18 protein-coding genes are annotated in these 18,879 nt (G+C 63.3%); 15 read left to right on the top strand and 3 right to left on the bottom strand.

Annotation, left to right across the window (positions count from 1 at the left end; all coding sequences use genetic code 11):
- The first annotated feature begins 2 nt into the window (after positions 1–2).
- The 5 genes from MRBLMA1_RS12645 to MRBLMA1_RS12625 all read left to right on the top strand — a co-directional run bounded on the left by MRBLMA1_RS12645 (position 3) and on the right by MRBLMA1_RS12625 (position 6,498).
- Positions 3–830 carry a metallophosphoesterase gene (locus tag MRBLMA1_RS12645; protein ID WP_363737439.1) on the top strand — a complete coding sequence of 276 codons (828 nt, stop codon included), beginning with the start codon at positions 3–5 and terminating at the stop codon, positions 828–830.
- Positions 831–913: 83 nt separating this feature from the next.
- The gene (gene glmS / locus MRBLMA1_RS12640; RefSeq protein WP_363737188.1) at positions 914–2,737 is read left to right on the top strand and encodes a glutamine--fructose-6-phosphate transaminase (isomerizing); all 1,824 of its coding nucleotides are present in this window, start codon (positions 914–916) and stop codon (positions 2,735–2,737) included.
- 532 nt (positions 2,738–3,269) lie between these two features.
- Entirely contained in the window at positions 3,270–3,941 is a 672-nt protein-coding gene (locus tag MRBLMA1_RS12635) for a TadE/TadG family type IV pilus assembly protein (RefSeq protein WP_363737187.1), read from the top strand.
- Positions 3,914–4,609 carry a TadE/TadG family type IV pilus assembly protein gene (locus tag MRBLMA1_RS12630; RefSeq protein ID WP_363737186.1) on the top strand — a complete coding sequence of 232 codons (696 nt, stop codon included), beginning with the start codon at positions 3,914–3,916 and terminating at the stop codon, positions 4,607–4,609. Before MRBLMA1_RS12635 ends, MRBLMA1_RS12630 begins: the two co-directional genes overlap by 28 nt.
- A gap of 8 nt (positions 4,610–4,617) precedes the next feature.
- Positions 4,618–6,498, top strand: coding sequence for a pilus assembly protein TadG-related protein (locus MRBLMA1_RS12625; RefSeq protein WP_363737185.1), 1,881 nt, complete (start codon positions 4,618–4,620; stop codon positions 6,496–6,498).
- Positions 6,499–6,615: 117 nt separating this feature from the next.
- Here MRBLMA1_RS12625 and MRBLMA1_RS12620 read toward each other — a convergent pair whose 3' ends face one another.
- Together MRBLMA1_RS12620 and MRBLMA1_RS12615 are read right to left on the bottom strand one after the other, a co-directional pair.
- Positions 6,616–8,229: a bifunctional GNAT family N-acetyltransferase/carbon-nitrogen hydrolase family protein gene (locus MRBLMA1_RS12620; RefSeq protein WP_363737438.1), complete on the bottom strand. Its 1,614-nt coding sequence runs from the start codon at positions 8,227–8,229 to the stop codon at positions 6,616–6,618.
- Positions 8,230–8,315: 86 nt separating this feature from the next.
- Positions 8,316–9,536 carry an NADP-dependent isocitrate dehydrogenase gene (locus MRBLMA1_RS12615; RefSeq protein ID WP_363737184.1) on the bottom strand — a complete coding sequence of 407 codons (1,221 nt, stop codon included), beginning with the start codon at positions 9,534–9,536 and terminating at the stop codon, positions 8,316–8,318.
- Between the two features lie 217 nt (positions 9,537–9,753).
- On the opposite strand from MRBLMA1_RS12615, the gene MRBLMA1_RS12610 reads away from it, so the two are divergent.
- A complete protein-coding gene (locus MRBLMA1_RS12610; protein ID WP_133652990.1) occupies positions 9,754–10,488 on the top strand; it encodes a phosphatidylserine decarboxylase in 735 nt (244 codons plus the stop codon).
- On the top strand, positions 10,488–11,264 hold the full coding sequence (locus MRBLMA1_RS12605; protein WP_363737183.1) for a CDP-alcohol phosphatidyltransferase family protein: 777 nt from the start codon (positions 10,488–10,490) through the stop codon (positions 11,262–11,264). The genes MRBLMA1_RS12610 and MRBLMA1_RS12605 overlap by 1 nt, the downstream gene beginning before the upstream one ends.
- Positions 11,265–11,267: 3 nt before the next feature.
- Here the strand turns inward: MRBLMA1_RS12605 and MRBLMA1_RS12600 are convergent, their stop codons facing one another.
- Positions 11,268–11,495, bottom strand: a complete 228-nt coding sequence (locus MRBLMA1_RS12600) for a hypothetical protein (RefSeq protein ID WP_363737182.1) — start codon at positions 11,493–11,495, stop codon at positions 11,268–11,270.
- Positions 11,496–11,743: 248 nt separating this feature from the next.
- On the opposite strand from MRBLMA1_RS12600, the gene rpsB reads away from it, so the two are divergent.
- The 8 genes from rpsB to rseP all read left to right on the top strand — a co-directional run bounded on the left by rpsB (position 11,744) and on the right by rseP (position 18,843).
- Positions 11,744–12,502 carry a 30S ribosomal protein S2 gene (rpsB, locus tag MRBLMA1_RS12595; RefSeq protein ID WP_133652993.1) on the top strand — a complete coding sequence of 253 codons (759 nt, stop codon included), beginning with the start codon at positions 11,744–11,746 and terminating at the stop codon, positions 12,500–12,502.
- A 101-nt stretch (positions 12,503–12,603) separates the two neighbouring features.
- A complete protein-coding gene (gene tsf, locus MRBLMA1_RS12590; RefSeq protein ID WP_363737181.1) occupies positions 12,604–13,530 on the top strand; it encodes a translation elongation factor Ts in 927 nt (308 codons plus the stop codon).
- Between the two features lie 171 nt (positions 13,531–13,701).
- On the top strand, positions 13,702–14,427 hold the full coding sequence (pyrH, locus tag MRBLMA1_RS12585) for a UMP kinase (protein WP_363737180.1): 726 nt from the start codon (positions 13,702–13,704) through the stop codon (positions 14,425–14,427).
- A 6-nt stretch (positions 14,428–14,433) separates the two neighbouring features.
- A complete protein-coding gene (gene frr / locus MRBLMA1_RS12580; protein ID WP_133652996.1) occupies positions 14,434–14,991 on the top strand; it encodes a ribosome recycling factor in 558 nt (185 codons plus the stop codon).
- Between the two features lie 43 nt (positions 14,992–15,034).
- Positions 15,035–15,775, top strand: coding sequence for a polyprenyl diphosphate synthase (gene uppS / locus MRBLMA1_RS12575; protein ID WP_363737179.1), 741 nt, complete (start codon positions 15,035–15,037; stop codon positions 15,773–15,775).
- A gap of 4 nt (positions 15,776–15,779) precedes the next feature.
- Positions 15,780–16,559, top strand: coding sequence for a phosphatidate cytidylyltransferase (locus MRBLMA1_RS12570; RefSeq protein ID WP_363737178.1), 780 nt, complete (start codon positions 15,780–15,782; stop codon positions 16,557–16,559).
- Entirely contained in the window at positions 16,556–17,713 is a 1,158-nt protein-coding gene (locus tag MRBLMA1_RS12565; RefSeq protein WP_363737177.1) for a 1-deoxy-D-xylulose-5-phosphate reductoisomerase, read from the top strand. Before MRBLMA1_RS12570 ends, MRBLMA1_RS12565 begins: the two co-directional genes overlap by 4 nt.
- Positions 17,710–18,843, top strand: a complete 1,134-nt coding sequence (gene rseP, locus MRBLMA1_RS12560) for an RIP metalloprotease RseP (RefSeq protein ID WP_363737176.1) — start codon at positions 17,710–17,712, stop codon at positions 18,841–18,843. Before MRBLMA1_RS12565 ends, rseP begins: the two co-directional genes overlap by 4 nt.
- The last annotated feature ends 36 nt before the right edge of the window (positions 18,844–18,879 follow it).

The raw sequence follows: 18,879 nt of genomic DNA, 5'->3' as shown, positions 1-18,879 counted from the left end.
GGCTGATCGCGCTGCTGATCCTTTTGCTCCTGTTGACGGGAGCGGTAGTCTGGCTCGTGCTCAATGCGCGGGCCATGCCGGTGGTGCGGCATCTGGACGTCGCCCTTCCCTTCCCGACGGATGCGCCCCGACGGCCGGTCACGGTGGCTCTGCTGACGGACGGCCATTTGTCCGGTCCCGACAACAGTCCAGCCCGGATGGCGCGGATCGTCGCCCTGGTGAATGGGCTGAAACCCGATCTGGTCGTCCTGGGCGGCGACTATATCGGGGATCAAAAGGGTGGCGCGACCTATGGTCCGGAGCAGAGCATCGCGCCCTTTGCCGATTTGCGCGCGCCGCTGGGCGTGGTCGCCGTGCTGGGCAATCACGACGCCCGAAAACATGCGCGGATCAGCCGCCGGCAATGGGCCGCCCTGTTTGCCCGCATCGGCATTCCTCTGCTGGAGAATCAGGCGGTGCGCCGGGGTCCGCTGGCGATCGGCGGGCTGCGCGACATCTATACCGACCGACCCGACATCCCCGCGACGCTGGATGCGATGCAGGCGTTGGGCGGTGCGCCGCTGATGCTGTCCCATGGGCCGGATGTCTTTCCGCTGCTGCCCGACCGGCCGATGCTGACGCTGGTGGGTCATACCCATTGCGGGCAGGTGGCCTTGCCCTTTGCCGGCATAGTCTATGTGCCTTCACGCTATGGTACCCGCTATGCCTGCGGGGTGTACCGGGAAGGACAGCGGATCATGGTGGTATCGGCCGGGCTTGGCACCAGCGGCCTGCCGATCCGGTTACTGGCGCCGCCGGATGTCTGGCTGATTACAATTCATCCACGATGATGCGGTACCCCTGTCGCCCGCCGCGCGATCGTGGCATAGGCGGCACAAGCATAGAGTTTTCACGGCTTTGGGACTGAACATCCATGTGCGGCATCATCGGAATCATCGGCAAGGACGACGTGGCGGAGCGGCTGGTCGAAGGTCTCAGGCGGCTTGAATATCGCGGTTATGACAGCGCGGGCGTCGCCACCATCCATGACGGGCAGATCGACCGTCGCCGCGCCGAGGGCAAGCTTGCCAATCTGGTGAAGGAACTGGGCGCCGCGCCCTTGCCGGGTAAGACGGGCATTGCCCATACCCGCTGGGCGACCCATGGCGCGCCCACGACCAGCAATGCCCATCCCCACGCCACAAAGGAAGTGGCGCTCGTCCACAACGGCATCATCGAGAATTTCAAGCCGCTGCGCGAGGAGCTGATGGCGCGGGGCCGCACTTTCGACAGCCAGACCGATACGGAAGTCGTCGCCCATCTGGTGAGCGAACTGGTCGAGCAGGGCGCATCCCCGAAGGACGCGGTGGCGCAGGTCCTGCCGCGCCTGCACGGCGCCTTCGCGCTGGCGATCCTGTTCCGCAGCCATCCCGATATGCTGATCGGCGCGCGCCTCGGCTCGCCGCTGGTGGTCGGCTATGGCGAGGGGGAGACCTATCTTGGCTCCGATGCGCTGGCGCTGGCGCCGCTGACCCAGCGCATCGCCTATCTGGAGGAAGGCGACTGGGTCGTCATCACTCGCGACGGCGCGGAGATCTTCGACAAGGACAATGTTCCCGTCGAGCGGCCCGTCACCATTTCCGGCGTCACCGGCGAACTGATCTCCAAGGGAAATCACCGCCACTATATGCTCAAGGAAATCTACGAGCAGCCGGTGGTGGTGGCGCAGACACTGCGTTCCTATCTGCGCCGGATGGATGACCAGGTGTCGCTGCCGATCCCGGATTTCGACCTTGGCAGCATTCGCCGCGTCACCATCGTCGCCTGCGGCACCAGCTATTATGCCGGCATGGTTGCCAAATATTGGTTCGAGCAGTTCGCCCGCGTTCCCGTCGACATCGATGTGGCCAGCGAGTTCCGTTATCGCGCGCCGGTGATGGAAGAGGGCGGGCTGATGATCGTCATCAGCCAGTCGGGCGAAACCGCCGACACCCTGGCCGCGCTGCGCCATGCCCGTGCCGAGGGACAGAAGATCGCCGCCGTCGTCAACGTGCCGACCAGCACCATGGCGCGGGAGGCCGACCTGTTGCTGCCCACCAATGCCGGACCGGAAATCGGCGTGGCATCGACCAAGGCCTTCACCTGTCAGTTGGCGGTGCTGGCGGCGTTCGCGGCCAATCTGGCGCGGGCGAAGGGACGGCTGGACGCAAAGGCGGAAAAGGAACTGGTCCGTCACCTGTCCGAGGCGCCCGCCGCGCTCAATGCCGCGCTTGCCTATGACGAATCCATCGAGGGGATGGCGCATCTGATCGCGGGCGCGCGCGATGTGCTCTATCTGGGGCGCGGGCCGGACTATCCGCTGGCGCTGGAAGGGGCGCTCAAGCTCAAGGAAATCAGCTATATCCATGCCGAGGGCTATGCCGCTGGCGAGATGAAGCATGGCCCTATCGCCCTGATCGACGACAAGGTGCCGGTGATCGTGCTGGCGCCCAGTGGACCGCTGTTCGAGAAGACCGTCAGCAACATGCAGGAAGTGCAGGCGCGCGGCGGCAAGGTGGTGCTGATCTCCGACTATGACGGGGTGCAGGCGGCGGGTGAGGGTTGCATGGCGACGATCACCATGCCCAAGGTGCATCCGCTGATCGCGCCGATGGTCTATGCCGTTCCGGTGCAGTTGCTGGCCTATCATGTCGCCGTGGCCAAGGGCACGGACGTCGATCAACCAAGAAACCTTGCCAAGTCCGTTACCGTCGAGTGAGCGGCGGCTGCCGTGCGCAAAACCGGTTCCCACTTTTGCGCACGATGCTCCAGCCGGTGTTCAGCCGCGTCATAGTCGACATCCCGGATCGCCTTTGACAGCATGAGACATGGAATGACTGGCGGCCGGGAATGTTTCATCGCTGATCCGACGCCTTGGGAAACAGCCATTTGCCGCCGAAGTTCACACCGTATGCGCGCGCGTGCCAGCGCGCGTAGGCGGCTGCGCAATGTGTCGGACGTTTCAAAGAGGGTTCCGGAATGGGCCGTCGGCGCGAAATAGGACAGGCTTAACCGGCAGGGGTTGCGAAAATAGGACGCTTTTCGGCGAGGCTGTGGCCATTGCATCACGCAAGGTCATGAGCCTGTGTTCCGGCCAGGATCGGCCCGGAAGCGAAGATGTCGCGGGAAGCCCGACGAGGCGGAACTCGGCCGGTGCTGACGCACCCCCTTAACCCTGTCTCCCCCGGCGCGACGGGCCGTTTACCAAATTTGAACGCTGATCGTTGATACAGCCTCCGGGAGGCTCCGTAATGGCGGTTTTACGCAATATATTTTGCGCAGGGAAGGCGGTGCGCCGTTTCGGCAAGAACCTGTCGCAGGACAGGCAGGGTATGGCCATGGTGGAATTCGCCGTCATCGCCCCGGCCTTGCTCGCGCTGTTGCTCGCGATCCTTTACTCGATGCTGATATATCTGGCGCAGCAGATGCTGGAAACCGCGGCGCAGAGCGCAGGGCGCCTGATGCTGACGGGGACCGTCCAGACCGTGCAACTGGCCAATGGCCATGTCGGCATGACCGCCAGCGATTTCAAGAACGCCATCTGCAACGGTTTCTCCGGAACCGATGCCAATGGTCAGGCAATCACTGTCCCATCGCTGTTGCCCGCACTGCTCACCTGTTCCCGGCTGACGGTCAATGTCGCCACCGCGAGCACCTATAATGCCGGCAGCACCGCCAAGCCGACCTTCACTTATGACAGCAATGGCGTCCTGACCTCGACAGGCACGGGCTATAGTTACCAGTCGGGCGGCAGCGGCAAATCCCGCATCGTCGTTCTTCAGCTTGTCTATCTCTGGCCGACAGGAAAAGGCCCGCTGGGCCTGAACCTGGTGAACCAGCCCAACAGCAACCGCCAGCTTGTCGCGACATCGGTATTCACGACGGAAGATTATTCATGCAGCGCATCGCAAAGCTCATGTTGAGGCGCTTTGCACAGGACGCAAGTGGAGCGGTTCTCATCGAATTCGCGATTTGCCTGCCGGTGCTCGTGCTCCTGTACACCGGCGGATGCTCCCTGTCGGACATGATCGCCTGCAACCGCAAGGTCACGATCGCGACGCGCTCCCTTGTCGACCTCACCAGCCGAACGATGTCACCCACCATCGTCTACACGGACCCGACGAGCGCCGACGCGAAATCCTATCTCAGCGCCAGCGCAGTCGTCCTGTCGCCCTACAAGCTCGACAAGGCGACCGAGCAGATATCGCTGCTCAGGGTCTGCGATGCCACCCATGCCTATGTCGTGTGGACCCAGGCCCAGACGCAAAGCGCCGACGGTAGCACCGTCACCGCCGCGACTTCGGAACAGACGGCCGGGACGCTCCCCACGGCCGGGACGCAGTCGGCCAATACCGTTGTTTCCATCCCCGCCAACATGATCAGTTCCACGATGGTCCCGACCTCTCCGGACGGTTCGAATGTGTGCGGAAACCTTGGGCCCGGTACCGGCACCAAGACCCAGGTCGGTACGGCCGGTGGCTGGCTGTTCATGGGCAAGGTCAAATATAATTTCACGCCGTCGATCAGCTTTATCCCCATCCAGACGACTACGCTGACTCACACCCTCTACATGACCCCTCGTCTTTTCTAGGTGCTTGAATGATGACAGGATCCTCTTGCCCCAACGCTGCGCGTGTCCTGGCCAGGCTGGCTGCCCGGCTGAAGGGCGACCAGCGAGGCGGCGCCCTGATGATCACGGCATTTTCCCTCATCCCGCTGACCTTCGTCGTCGGGTTCGGGGTCGATTATTCCCGCGCCATGGCCCTTCAGACGCACTTGAACGCGGCGGCCGACGCGGCTGCGCTGGCGGCTGTCGGCCCTTCGCTTATCCTGCAATCGAACAGTGAAGCGACTACCGCCGCAAGAGCCATGTTCACGGCGCAGGCCAGCCTTCTGAACGGCTATCAGGACCTGCAGGTGACGCCCACCATCACCGACGGCACCTCAGGCAGCGGCGGCGCGCTGGGCTATCTTCGCAAGGCGACCGTCAGCTATACGGTCAAGTCGGTCAATATGTTCGGCAACATATTGGGGGTCGGTACATTAACAGTCAGCGGTACGTCCTCGGCCAGCGCCGCGCAGCCGCCCAATGTCGATTTCTACCTGGCGATGGACAATTCGCCTTCGATGCTGCTTCCCGCGACGTCGGACGGCGTCAGCAAGATCATCGCGGCCACCAAGACTTCCGAAAACGCGAATGGCTGCGCCTTTGCGTGCCACGCGATGCTTCCGACGAGCGACAATATCTATGTCAAGGATCAGCAAACACGCCATATATTGCTGTCAACGGGCTATTATACGTCGGGATCGGCGACCCGGAACGTCTTCTATAGATGGGATTATACTACGAACCTCATCTATGACAGCGCAGGCAATCTCATGACCTCGACTTCGACGCCGACGGTCGTGGGCCCCGTGCGGACAACATCTGGAAACGGAAATAACAAGAAGAACATCGATACCACCACCAGTACCTACGACGTCACCACTTATATTGTTTTGCCGGTGAACAAGAATCCAGGCGGCGTAACCAACATATATAAGAGAGTGACGCCGACCAAGAAGATTGTCGAGGATTCCACGCCGGCAAGCGGTGGAACCACGACGACCACGACGACCACGACGACGGGCACCCCAATCGACACATTGTATGATACCAGCTATTTTGCCGATGGTTATTGGCTCACCCATAATTATGGGCAGATCTACGGCAGTCCCGCCAGCATCACCCTGCGCAAGGACGATGTGGTTTCGGCCGCGACGCAGTTGATCCCCTTCGCGGCTAACCAGGCGTCCCAATATCAGGTCACCTATCGCGCGCAGATGTTTTCATTCGACTGGACGCGATCTGGCAATTCTTCGCCGGTCAGGACGCTCAACAGCCTGACCAGCGTCGCCTCCTATGGCAGCGGCTTTTCCGCGGCATCGCTGTTCCCGGCCGACGATTATTGGTGGAAGAATTCCATGCCGACCAGCGGCAGCAACATCGACGATAAAGCGACCGAAGTGACGAACATGCTCACCGCCATGAACAACGTCATCCCCACCGCGGGAACGGGCGCGCCTGGAGCGACGCCGCAGAAGATATTGTTCATCATCACGGACGGCATGCTGGACCAGCCAAATGGCGGCGGCCGTTATTTCGGCCCGATGCGGAGCAGCGACCTGACCCAATGCACGGCGATCAAGACCAAGGGTATCAAGATTGCCATTCTCTATACCCAATATCTGCCGGAATCGCTTGCCGGTGACAGCTGGTCGCAGTCGAATATCGCTCCGTTCCTGCCGCGTCCGCCTTCGCCCTATCCGGCCGGCAATGCGGGAAGTTCCGACCAGGTTCTCACCGCGCTGCAAAGTTGTGCGTCATCGGGCATCAATGGTTCGCCACTGGTGCAGACCGTGACGGCCGATGACAATATCACCACAGCTCTCCAGCAACTATTCTCCACTGCCCTCCAGACGGCTCGACTGGTTCAGTGACGGAGCGCGGATATAGGGATAGACTGTCATGATGCCCGGAACGACGCTGCCGGATGGGGTAACCGCCTGAAGCCTGCCGGCAGTATATTCCGTCATCCTTGAATGACGGTATCTGCGTTATCCCCCGCCCGGCGCGTTGTGCCCGCCCGCCGGGACCGGGCCTCCGCTTGGCGCGTGGGCGTGATCGGGATTGCTGTCCCAGTCGATGTGATAGAGGTCGAACCGCCGGTCGCGCAGGTTGCGCACCGTACCCTCCGCCCGGGCCCAACTGAGGTCCGCCAGGTTCACGTCGGCCATGGTCAGCGTCTCGACATTCTCGGTCGATTCCGCCGCGATCCCGTCGCGCGCGAAGGGCAGGTCGCAGGGCGTCAGGATCGCGCTCTGGGCATATTGGATGTCCATATTGTCGACATTGGGCAGGTTGCCGACATTGCCTGACATGACCACATAGCATTGGTTCTCGATCGCCCGTGCCTGCGCGCAGTATCGCACGCGCATATAGCCCAGGCGGGAGTCGGTGCAGAAGGGCACGAAGATGATTCGCGCACCCTGGTCGACCAGCCGTCGCGCCAGTTCGGGAAATTCGCTGTCGTAACAGATGAGCACGCCGATCGGCCCGCAATCGGTCTGGATCACGTCCAGCGAGTCGCCGCCCTTGATGTTCCACCAGAAGGCCTCATTGGGCGTCGGGTGAATCTTTTCCTGCCTGTGCAGCGATCCGTCGCGCAGCGCGACATAGGCGATATTCTGGATATCGCCGTCATCGGCGCGGGTCGGGTGAGAGCCGCCGATGATGTTGATATTATATTCCAGCGCCATTCTTTCCAGCTCTCTGGTGAGGCGCGGGGTGTAGCTGGTCAGCTTGTCGATCGCTTCGGCAGGGGAGAGGTTCCTGGTTTCGTAGGACAGCAGGGGCAGGGTGAACAATTCGGGAAAGACGATGAAGTCAGAGCGATAATCGGCTGCCACGTCGACGAAATATTCGATGTTGCGGATGAACTCGTCGAAATCCTTGACGGCGCGGGCCTGCAACTGACAGGTGGCGAGGCGGACACTCTCCACGCCGCGCGGCACGCGCATTTCCGGTGCTTCGTCGGGATCGACATAGGGGTTGCGCCAGACAAGATGCGCGGCATGTCCGTCGGACTGCTTGTCTTCAGGAAGGTAGTTTTCGAGCACGCCCAGCGGCTCGAACTGGTTCTTGAGCTGGAAGCTGACGACCTGGTCGCGCAGCTTGCCCTGGACGACCTTGTCCAGATAATCGGCCGGTCCATCGACGCGCCGCCTGGCCCTGGCGTAACCGGGCATGCGGCCGGCGATGACGATACCGTGCAGGTCCAGTTCCTCGGCCAGTTCCTTGCGCTCGTCATAAAGACGCTGGCCGATGCGCAGTCCGCGCAATTTGGGATCGACCGCCATTTCATAGCCATAGAGCCACTCGCCCGCCGCGCTGTGCCGGGTGCCGAAGCCATTGGCGGTGATCTCCTCCCAGTCATGGGGGGAAAAGGCCATCGCCTTGCTGACGCGCATGGTCGCGCAATAGCCGACGATCCGGCTGTCATAGAGGGCGACGAAGCAGCCGGTCGGGAAATTGTTGATCTGGCCGCGAAGGGTCGCGAGCGAATAATTGGGCAGGCCGGGATAGACCCGCGCGATCAGCCGCTGAATGCCGCGCACATCCGCCGGAACCGCCGGCCGGACTTCCAGGCGCTTCTTCGCCGTTGTCGTCATCATTCGCCTTTCCGCTCATGAAAAAGGCGGCGCCGGGATGCGGCGCCGCCTCGTTCCGTTACCGTATTGAACTGCAGAACGGCAGATCAGTTCCACTTGCCCATGGCGTCTTCCAGGTTCACGCGGATCGCCTCGAAGAACTGTTCGGTGGTCATCCAGGCCTGATCTGGGCCGATCAGCAGGGCGAGATCCTTGGTCATCTTGCCGCTTTCCACCGTTTCGATGCAGACCCGCTCCAGCGTTTCGGCAAACTTGGTGACGTCCGGCGTCTCGTCGAACTTGCCGCGATAGCTGAGGCCCTGGGTCCAGGCGAAGATCGACGCGATCGGATTGGTCGAGGTCTGCTTGCCCTGCTGATGCTGGCGATAATGGCGGGTGACGGTGCCATGGGCGGCTTCGGCCTCGACAGTCTTGCCATCGGGCGAGAGCAGGACGGACGTCATGAGGCCAAGGGAGCCGAAGCCCTGCGCCACCGTGTCCGACTGGACGTCGCCATCGTAATTCTTGCAGGCCCAGACGAACTTGCCGCTCCACTTCAGGGCGGAGGCGACCATGTCGTCGATCAGGCGGTGTTCGTAGACCACGCCCACCTTCTTGAACTCGGCGGCGAATTCATTGTCGAACACTTCCTGGAACAGATCCTTGAAGCGGCCGTCATAGGCCTTGAGGATGGTGTTCTTGGTCGACAGGTAGAGCGGCCAGCCGCGGCCCAGCGCATAGTTCATGCTGGCGCGGGCGAAATCGCGGATCGAATCGTCCAGATTGTACATGCCCATGGCGACGCCGGAGCTCGGGAAGTTGAAGACGTCCTTCTCGATCTTCTCGCCATTGGCGCCGTCCCACACCATCCGCAGCTTGCCGGGGCCGGGGACGAGGAAGTCGGTGGCGCGATACTGGTCGCCGAAGGCATGGCGGCCGATGACGATCGGGTCGGTCCAGCCGGGAACCAGGCGCGGCACATTGCGGATCACGATCGGCTCGCGGAAGACAACGCCGCCCAGGATGTTGCGGATCGTGCCATTGGGCGACTTCCACATTTCCTTCAGGCCGAATTCCTCGACGCGCGCTTCGTCGGGGGTTATGGTGGCGCACTTCACGCCGACGCCATGCTCCTTGATGGCATTGGCGGAATCGATGGTGATCTGGTCGTTGGTCTCGTCGCGCTTTTCGACGCCCAGGTCATAATATTTCAGGTCGATGTCGAGATAGGGAAGGATAAGGCGCTCGCGGATCCACTGCCAGATGATCCGCGTCATTTCGTCGCCGTCGATTTCCACGACGGGGTTCTTCACCTTGATCTTAGCCATAGCGCCTGTGCCTTCTCATTCGGGTGGAATTTGCGAACGCCCTAGGGAAAGCGACGGCAATGTTCAACTGGAGTGTGCAGGGCGCGCGGGGAAATGGGCGCCGCCGCCGCCGGATATCACATGTTCGGGGAGAAGATGCGGCGCGGGATTATTTCGTGGCTCTTCGGAAGGGATCGGACGTTGTCACTGCAAGTGTCTGTCCTTAAAGACGGTGTCCATGGAAAATGACGAACTGACCGTCGCACTGGGCGGCAATGTGAAATGGCGCTTCCCCTCGGTGCATCCGGAGGGCGTGAAATTCGGCCTGATCGCGGCCGCCATCACCGCGCTGCTGTTCCTGGTGGGCTGGGAGATTCCGGGCTGGCTGATGGTGATGGTGACGATCTGGGTCCTGGCGTTCTTCCGCGATCCGGTCCGCGCCGTACCGCAGGATGAGCACGCCATCGTTGCCCCCGCGGACGGGCTGGTGACACTGATCCAGCGGGTGCCGCCGCCGCGGGAGATGAGCGGGCCGGACGGGCTGGGCGACCAGCCGATGATCCGCGTGTCGATCTTCATGAGCGTGTTCGACGTGCACATCAACCGGACGCCGATCGGCGGGACGGTGAAGTCGGTCGTCTATATTTCCGGCAAGTTCCTGAACGCCGACCTTGACAAGGCGAGCGAGGATAATGAGCGGCAGCATATCCTGGTCGAGCGGCATGACGGGGTGCGCATCGGCTTTACCCAGATCGCGGGCCTTGTCGCGCGGCGGATCGTACCCTTTGTGAAGCCGGGCGACATGGTCGCGGCGGGGCAGCGCATCGGCCTGATCCGTTTCGGCAGCCGTGTCGACGTCTATCTGCCGGCGGGCACCGCCCCGCGCGTGGTTCTGGGGCAGCGCACCGTGGCCGGCGAAACGATCCTGGGCCAGATTGGCGACATGCGCGTGATTTCGGGGATTCAGCAATAATGCGGCAGCGGCGCACCATCCCGCGCGGTCTGCGCCGGGGGATCACCCTGCGGATGGTGGCGCCCAACGCCGTGACGGCGATGGCGCTGTGCTTCGGCCTGACGGGCGTGCGCTACGGCATTTCGGGCGAATGGGAGCGGGCAGTGCTCTCCATCCTGATCGCCGGCGTGCTGGACGGGCTGGATGGCCGCATTGCCCGGCTGCTGCGGGGGGAAAGCCGCTTCGGCGCGGAGTTGGACTCCCTGTCGGATTCCATTGCCTTCGGCGTGGCGCCGGCCCTGGTGCTTTATCTCTGGTCATTGAACGCCATGCCGAAATTCGGCTGGATATTCGCTCTTGCCCATGCGCTTTCCTGCGCGCTGCGGCTGGCGCGGTTCAACGCCAATATCGACGCCGACGTGCAGCCGCACAAATCCGCCGGCTTTCTTACCGGCGTTCCGGCGCCCGCTGGTGCCGGTCTGGCCTTCGTGCCGCTCTATCTCTGGCTGGTGACCGGCGAACCGTTGTTCCGGCAATGGTATGTAGTGGCGCCGTGGACCGCCTTCTCAGCCTTCCTGATGATCTCCAACATCGCGACCTATAGCTGGTCCGCGCTGCGTCTGCGCAAACGCATAAGGCTGGAGGCGATTGCGCTGGCCGGGCTTCTGGCAGCGCTGCTGATCACAGATCCATGGCTGACTCTGCTGGTGCTGTGCGCCATTTATCTTGCGCTCATCCCCTTTGGCATGATGTCCTATGCCAGGGTTCGCCGCCAGCGCGCGGCCGAAGCGCAATGATCCTCAGGCAGCCAGCGCCGCGGCGGCAAAAGCGGGGCGTTCTTGTCGCGTCGAGGGTGCGGCGCGACGCCGGCTGATGCGCAGGCGATATACCGGAACCTGTCGCGGGATGGGTTCGAATGCGAGAGCCGCCACCATCTTGTCATGATAGGTCAGCAGCATGCCGACAATGACGCCCGCGGCGAGCAGGAATGATCCGGTGAAAACAAGTGCTGCGACCAGTGCGAACATATGCAGCTCACTTTCTGTCTTGCCATTTGCACGGCTTGGTTCACTATGGGCATGCAAACGGTGCAAATCCGCCGTTTGTTCCCAATGTTCTCCTTATGTTCTATCTAGAACGGAGAGTCAAGCCCTTGCAATGATATTCCGACGCGTCTAAACGCGCGCCCATTCCACATGGGAATCGACATATCCGGTGCTGCGGCGCGCTGCTTCAGTTCCTGATTCCCAGAGGTGTAACCGGAAGGAGAATAATTATGGCGGCTCCTGTCGTCACCATGCACCAATTGATCGAGGCTGGCGCCCATTTCGGCCACCAGACCCACCGCTGGAACCCGCGCATGAAGCCGTACATCTTCGGCGAGCGCAACGGCATTCACATCCTTGACCTGTCGCAGACCGTGCCGCTGTTCGGCCGCGCCCTGGACTTCGTGTCCGCGACCGTCGCCGCCGGCGGCAAGGTGCTGTTCGTCGGCACCAAGCGCCAGGCGCAGGATCCGATCGCTGAAGCCGCCCGCAAGTCGGGCCAGCATTTCGTCAACCATCGTTGGCTGGGCGGCATGCTCACCAACTGGAAGACCATCTCTGGCTCGATCAAGCGTCTGAAGACCTTGGAAGAGAAGCTGTCGGGCGACACCCACGGCTTCACCAAGAAGGAAGTCCTCCAGATGACCCGCGAGCGCGAGAAGCTCGAAATGTCGCTGGGCGGCATCCGCGACATGAACGGCATCCCTGACGTCATGTTCGTGATCGACGCCAACAAGGAAGAGCTGGCGATCAAGGAAGCCAACACGCTGGGCATTCCGGTCGTCGCGATCCTCGATTCGAACGTCTCGCCCGACGGCATCGCTTTCCCGGTTCCGGCGAATGACGACGCCAGCCGCGCGATCCGCCTCTACTGCGACGCCGTCGCCGCCGCCGCCACCAAGGGCAACCGTGGTGCGCAGCAGGCTTCCGGCGTTGACCTTGGCGCTCTGGACGAGCCCGAGGCCGAAGAGGTCGTCGCTCAGGCCTGAGACGCGGTCTTCGAACTGCAAGATTGACAGGCTAGGGCGCGCTCCGATGGAACGCGCCCTAGCGCTTATTTGAACCATCCGAAACATTTAGGAGCCGAAACATGGCCGAGATTACCGCTGCCGCCGTCAAGGAACTGCGCGACCGTTCGGGCGCGGGCATGATGGACTGCAAGAAGGCGCTCACCGAAGCCAATGGCGACATCGAAGCGGCAACCGACTGGCTGCGCGCCAAGGGTCTTGCCGCCGCGCAGAAGAAGTCGAGCCGCACCGCCGCTGAAGGTCTGGTCGGCGTCGCCGTTGCCGGCACCAAGGGCGTCGCCGTCGAAGTGAACAGCGAAACCGACTTCGTCGCCAAGAACGACCAGTTCCAGGATTTCGTCCGCACCGTGTCGACCATCGCGCTGGAAAATGGCGTTGCCGACGCCGACGCGCTGTCGAACGCTGCCTATCCGGCTGGCGGCACCGTGGCCGAGAAGCTGGTCGCCAACATCGCCACCATTGGTGAAAACCAGACCCTGCGCCGCGTCGGCCAGGTCGAGGTGAGCCAGGGCGTCGTCGTTCCCTATGTCCACAATGCCGCCGCTCCGGGTCTGGGCAAGATCGGCGTGCTGGTCGCGCTGGAGGGCGATGCATCCGCCGACGTTCTGGAGCCGCTGGGCAAGCAGATCGCGATGCACATCGCCGCTGCCTTCCCGCTGGCGCTGTCCTCGGCCGATATCGATCCGGCCCTGCTGGAGCGTGAGCGCGCGATCGCTGCCGAAAAGGCGGCCGAATCGGGCAAGCCCGCCGAGATCGTCGCCAAGATGGTGGACGGCGCCGTCGCGAAATATGCGAAGGAAAACGCGCTGCTGTCGCAGCTCTTCGTGATGGACAACAAGACCCCGGTCGCCGACGTGGTCGCCAAGGCGGCCAAGGAAGCCGGCGCGTCGATCGCGCTGAAAAACTATATCCGCTTCCAGCTCGGTGAAGGTATCGAGAAGGAAACGAGCGACTTCGCCGCCGAAGTGGCCGCCGCCGCCGGCGTCTGATCCGACAGTTCGTTCGCTTTCGGCGGTGTCGGGAGGCTGAGGCTTCTCGACAAGCCGGACGCGGGCGCTAAGGAAGTTCGGGGTTGCCAAAACCCTGCTTCACATAATGGCGCGCGCTGCTTAAGGTGCGCGCCATTTCCTTGCCCGATCATAAAAGGAATATTGCCCCGCATGTCTCGCCCAGCCTTCAAGCGCATCCTGCTGAAACTTTCGGGCGAAGTGCTGATGGGGCAGGGGCAGTTCGGCATCGAGCCGGAAACGGTGAACCGCGTGGCGGGCGAGATTGCCGCGGCGAAGGATGCCGGGTTCGAACTGTGCGTGGTCGTGGGCGGCGGCAATATCTTCCGTGGCCTTGCGGGCGCCGCCAAGGGATTCGATCGGGCGAGCGCTGATTATATGGGCATGCTGGCCACCGTCATGAACGCGCTGGCCGTGCAGAATTCGCTGGAAAAGCTGGGCTATGACACCCGCGTCCAGTCCGCCATCCCGATGGCGTCGGTCTGCGAACCCTATATCCGGCGCAAGGCGGTGCGACATATGGAAAAGGGCCGGATCGTCATCTTCGCGGCGGGTACCGGCAGCCCCTTCTTCACCACCGACACCACGGCGGCGCTGCGCGCGGCGGAAATGGATTGCGACGCGCTGTTCAAGGGCACCAGCGTCGACGGCATCTACAATGCCGATCCGAAGAAGGTGCCCGATGCCGCCCGCTATGACGCGATCAGTTTCGATCAGGTTCTGAACGACAATCTGAAGGTCATGGACGCGAGCGCCATTGCCCTTTGCCGCGAAAACCACATCCCCATCGTCGTGTTCAACATCCGCGAAACCGGCAACCTGGCCAAGGTGCTGGCCGGCGATGGTGTGGCGACGATCGTGCAAAATCAGGAGCGCTGAAACAAAATGGCTCAATATGACAAGGCCGACCTCGAACGCCGCATGGCGGGTGCCGTGGAATCGCTGAAGGGCGATTTGTCGGGGCTGCGTACGGGCCGGGCCAATATCCAGCTTCTCGATCCTGTGACGGTCGAGGTTTATGGCGCGCATATGCCGCTCAACCAGGTCGCGACCGTTTCGGCGCCCGAACCGCGCATGCTGTCGGTCCAGGTGTGGGACAAGAGTAATGTCGGCCCGTGCGACAAGGCGATCCGTTCGGCGGGCCTGGGCCTCAACCCCATTGTCGATGGCCAGACGCTGCGCCTGCCGATCCCGGACCTGACGGAGGAGCGCCGCAAGGAACTGGCCAAGCTCGCCAGCAAATATGCGGAAGGGGCCCGCATCGCCGTCCGCAATGTCCGCCGTGACGGCATGGACAGCCTGAAGGCGGACGAGAAGAAGGGCGAGATCAGCGAGGATGAGCGCAAGCGCAAGGAAACCGAGGTCCAGAAGCTGACCGACAGCACCATCGCGGATATCGATGCGACGGCGGCGGCGAAGGAAAAGGAAATTCTCGGTCAGTGATCCGGGGCTTTCCTTTCGCGGCCAAAGCACGCATTCCTGTCTGATGGCGACCCAAGCCAAACCCGATCTGACCAGCGGCGCGCCAGCCCATGGCGCGCGTCATGTCGCCATCATCATGGACGGCAACGGCCGTTGGGCGAAGAAGCGCTTCCTGCCGCGTATCGCCGGCCATCGCGCCGGGGTGGAGGCGGTGCGCCGCGTCGCCCGCGCCGCGCGGGAGCTGGGCCTGGAATGCCTGACGCTCTACGCCTTTTCCTCGGAAAACTGGAAGCGTCCGGCGAGCGAGGTGGCCGATCTGATGGCCCTGCTGCGCCATTTCATCCAGTCCGACCTCGACGAATTCCACGCCAATGGCGTGCGGCTGCGCATCATCGGCAATTATCGGGCGCTGGATCCCTCGCTGGTCGAAATGATCGACAATGCGATGGCGCGGACAGCCGGCAACAGCGGGCCGATCATAGCCATAGCGCTGAATTACGGCGCGCAGGACGAACTGGTGCGCATGGCGCAGACGCTGGCGCGCCGGGTGGCCGCGGGCGAGATCGCGGCCGAGGAGATCGGTCTGGATGATGTGGATGCAGCGCTCTACACCGCCGACCTGCCACCGCTCGACCTGATGATCCGTACCTCGGGCGAGCAGCGGCTCAGCAATTTCATGCTGTGGCAGGCCGCCTATGCGGAGCTGTATTTCACCGACATGCTGTGGCCGGATTTCGACGCGAGGGCGCTCGCCGCCGCGCTGGACGCCTTCCGCCTGAGGGACCGCCGTTTCGGCGGGCTGTGACAGCATGTCGAGCGAGCTTCGCACCCGCGCGATAGTCGGTGTCCTCCTTATCCTGGTGGCGTTGGGCGCCTTGTTTGCGGGCGGTTTCGCCTTTTGGGTGCTGTTGTCCGTGGCGGGCGTGCTGATGCAGGGGGAGTGGGGCGACCTGACGGGAGCCAGGCCTGAGAATCGCAAGCTGGCGATGTTTGCCGTATCGGTGCCGCTGGCGATTCTTTGCCCCGCGGCGGCCGGCGTGTCCTGGCTTGGCTTCACGCTGATGGCGGCTGCCTTCTTCTTTGTTGCGCTGGCCGGTCGTTCGGTCAGGCTGGCGCTGGGCGTGCCCTATATCGTCGTGCCGGTGATGGCGTTGCTGTTCCTGCGCGAGCAGTCGCCCAATCTTCAGGGGCTGCTGCTGACCTTCTGGGCGCTGGGTCTCGTCTGGGCGACGGATATCGGCGCCTATTTCGCCGGTCGCTCGATCGGCGGGCCGAAACTGGCGCCACGTATCAGCCCTTCCAAGACCTGGTCCGGCCTGGGCGGCGGCGTGCTGGCGGCCCTGATGGTCGGTTTTCTGCTCTATCGGTTCGCGGACCTGCCGATCCAGCTCGCCGCGGCAAGCGGTCTGCTGGCAGTGGCGGCGCAACTGGGTGACCTGCTGGAAAGCTGGATGAAGCGCCGGGCCGGCGTCAAGGACAGCGGTACGCTGCTGCCCGGCCATGGCGGCGTGATGGACCGGCTGGACGGGGTGGTCGCCGCCGCACCGCTGGCCGCGATCTGCTATATGATCCTGGTGCAATTGCCATGAGGAAGGTGTCGGTCTTTGGCGCGACCGGGTCGGTCGGCATGTCCACGCTGGACCTGATCCAGCGTGATCCGGAAGGCTATCGGGTCGTTGCCCTGACCGCGCACAACGACGTGGCGGGCCTGGCGGCCGCCGCGCGGCAGAGCAATGCCGCGATCGCCGTGATCGGGAACGAGGCGCGTTATGAGGCGCTGAAGGACGCGCTGCGCGGTTCGGGGACGGAGGCGGCGGCGGGCGAAAGCGCTTTGATCGACGTCGCGGGGGCCGGTGCAGACTGGAGCATGGCCGCGATCGTCGGCTGCGCGGGGTTGCGCCCGACCATGGCCGCGCTCAAGGCGGGCGGCACGGTGGCGCTTGCCAACAAGGAGTCGCTGGTATCCGCGGGCGCGCTGATGATGGATGCGGTCGGCGCGTCGGGTGCCACGCTGTTGCCAGTCGACAGCGAACATAACGCCATATTCCAGTGCCTTGCGGGCAGTCGCATGGAAGATGTGGCAAGGATCACCCTGACGGCGAGCGGCGGCCCTTTCCGCACCCGCAGTCGGGAGGAGATGCGCGGCATAACGCCCGCGCAGGCGGTCGCCCATCCCAACTGGTCGATGGGCGCCAAGATCAGCGTCGACAGCGCGACGATGATGAACAAGGGGCTGGAACTGATAGAGGCGGCGCATCTCTTCCCGGTCGGGCTCGACCGGATCGAGATCCTCGTCCATCCGCAATCGGTCATCCATTCCATGGTCGAATATCGCGATCGATCCACCCTGGCGCAGCTTGGTTCGCCCGACATGCGCATACCGATCGCCCATGCGCTGGCATGGCCGGAGCGGATCGCCACGCCCTGCCAGCCGCTGGACCTCGCCCGGATCGGTCGCCTGGATTTCGAGGCGCCGGATGAGGATCGCTTCCCCGCGCTGCGGCTGACCCGACAGGCGGCGGAGGCTGGCGGCGCTGCGCCCGCCATATTGAACGCGGCCAATGAGGTCGCCGTCGCCGCCTTCCTCAAAGGCGCCATAGGCTTCCTTGATATCGCCATGATTGTGGATGATGTCCTGAACGGTTATAGCGCGCCTGTGCCCCAGCAGATCGACGATGTGCTGGAAGCGGACGCGCAGGCGCGCAAGAGGGCTGCGCAAGTGATGGAAAGATTGACCGCTTGATCCAGAATCCCGGTTTCCTGTTGACCGTAGTGGCATTCGTGGCGGTCATCGGCCCGCTCGTCTTCGTGCATGAGCTGGGCCATTATCTGGTGGGCCGCTGGTGCGGGGTGAAGGCGGAGGCCTTCTCCATCGGCTTCGGCCCGGAAATCGCCGCCTGGGTCGACAGGCGCGGCACCCGGTGGCGCCTGGGCGCCCTGCCGCTGGGCGGCTATGTGCGCTTCAAGGGCGATATGAACGCCGCCAGCCAGACCGACCCGCGCTGGCTGGAAATGCCTGCCGCCGAACGGGCGGAGAGCTTTCCGGCCAAGCCATTGTGGCAGCGGGCCGCGATCGTTGCGGCCGGGCCGGCGATCAATTTCCTCTTTGCCATAGCGATCCTGGCAACCTTCGCCCTTGTCCATGGCGAGAGCCGCACGCCCGCCGTGGCCGGGCATGTGCAGCCGGGCAGCGCAGCGGCCGCAGCGGGTATACTGGCGGGTGACCGTATCGTATCGCTCAACGGGCGGGCGATGACGACCTTCGACGATATCCGCCTGTTCGCTCAGATTCGCCCGGGTGAGCCCGTCACCATCCTGATCGACCGGCAGGGCAAGCTGATCGAAAAGCAGGGCAAGGTCGGCGCGGTCGAGGAAAATGACGGGTTCGGCAATAGATTCCGGCTGGGGCGGCTGGGCATCGCGCCGGGCGAGCCGGTGATCGAGCCTGTCAGCCTTGTCCGCGCGCCTGTCGTCGCGATCGAACGGACGGGTCAGATCATCCGCACCATGGTCGAGACGCTGGGCCAGATCGTCGGGGGCGGCCGGTCGGTCAAGGAACTGGGCGGACCGCTCAAGATTGCCGAGGTTTCGGGACAGGCCGCGACGCTGGGGGTGGAAAGCTTCGTCTTCTTCATGGCGCTGATCTCGATTAACTTGGGGTTCATCAACCTCTTGCCAATCCCGATGCTGGATGGCGGCCATCTGCTGTTCTATGGGGTGGAGGCGATACAGCGGCGGCCGGTCAGTCCGCAGGTGCAGGAATGGGCCTATCGTTCGGGTCTGGCGGTCCTGCTGGCGATGATGGTGCTGGTAACATTCAACGATTTATCCTCTTTCGGTCTCTGGGATCGTCTGTCCGGCTTGATCGGCTGAGCCGTATCGGGCAGGAGGGCGCGATTTGGCGCCGTC

This window comes from Sphingobium sp. LMA1-1-1.1, from assembly GCF_040676365.1.
Taxonomy (GTDB): Bacteria; Pseudomonadota; Alphaproteobacteria; order Sphingomonadales; family Sphingomonadaceae; genus Sphingobium.
The sequence above is the reverse complement of the archived record's forward strand: the minus strand, read 5'-3'. Positions and strand labels throughout refer to the sequence as shown.

Coding starts and splice junctions, on each gene's coding strand:
- MRBLMA1_RS12570 (WP_363737178.1), top strand. CDS start 15,780: ATGTCGAGCGAGCTTCGCACCCGCGCGATAGTCGGTGTCCTCCTTATC.
- MRBLMA1_RS12625 (WP_363737185.1), top strand. CDS start 4,618: ATGATGACAGGATCCTCTTGCCCCAACGCTGCGCGTGTCCTGGCCAGG.
- MRBLMA1_RS12635 (WP_363737187.1), top strand. CDS start 3,270: ATGGCGGTTTTACGCAATATATTTTGCGCAGGGAAGGCGGTGCGCCGT.
- frr (WP_133652996.1), top strand. CDS start 14,434: ATGGCTCAATATGACAAGGCCGACCTCGAACGCCGCATGGCGGGTGCC.
- rpsB (WP_133652993.1), top strand. CDS start 11,744: ATGGCGGCTCCTGTCGTCACCATGCACCAATTGATCGAGGCTGGCGCC.
- MRBLMA1_RS12620 (WP_363737438.1), bottom strand. CDS start 8,229: ATGACGACAACGGCGAAGAAGCGCCTGGAAGTCCGGCCGGCGGTTCCG.
- tsf (WP_363737181.1), top strand. CDS start 12,604: ATGGCCGAGATTACCGCTGCCGCCGTCAAGGAACTGCGCGACCGTTCG.
- pyrH (WP_363737180.1), top strand. CDS start 13,702: ATGTCTCGCCCAGCCTTCAAGCGCATCCTGCTGAAACTTTCGGGCGAA.
- MRBLMA1_RS12605 (WP_363737183.1), top strand. CDS start 10,488: ATGCGGCAGCGGCGCACCATCCCGCGCGGTCTGCGCCGGGGGATCACC.
- MRBLMA1_RS12600 (WP_363737182.1), bottom strand. CDS start 11,495: ATGTTCGCACTGGTCGCAGCACTTGTTTTCACCGGATCATTCCTGCTC.
- MRBLMA1_RS12565 (WP_363737177.1), top strand. CDS start 16,556: ATGAGGAAGGTGTCGGTCTTTGGCGCGACCGGGTCGGTCGGCATGTCC.
- MRBLMA1_RS12630 (WP_363737186.1), top strand. CDS start 3,914: ATGCAGCGCATCGCAAAGCTCATGTTGAGGCGCTTTGCACAGGACGCA.
- glmS (WP_363737188.1), top strand. CDS start 914: ATGTGCGGCATCATCGGAATCATCGGCAAGGACGACGTGGCGGAGCGG.
- uppS (WP_363737179.1), top strand. CDS start 15,035: ATGGCGACCCAAGCCAAACCCGATCTGACCAGCGGCGCGCCAGCCCAT.
- MRBLMA1_RS12610 (WP_133652990.1), top strand. CDS start 9,754: ATGGAAAATGACGAACTGACCGTCGCACTGGGCGGCAATGTGAAATGG.
- MRBLMA1_RS12615 (WP_363737184.1), bottom strand. CDS start 9,536: ATGGCTAAGATCAAGGTGAAGAACCCCGTCGTGGAAATCGACGGCGAC.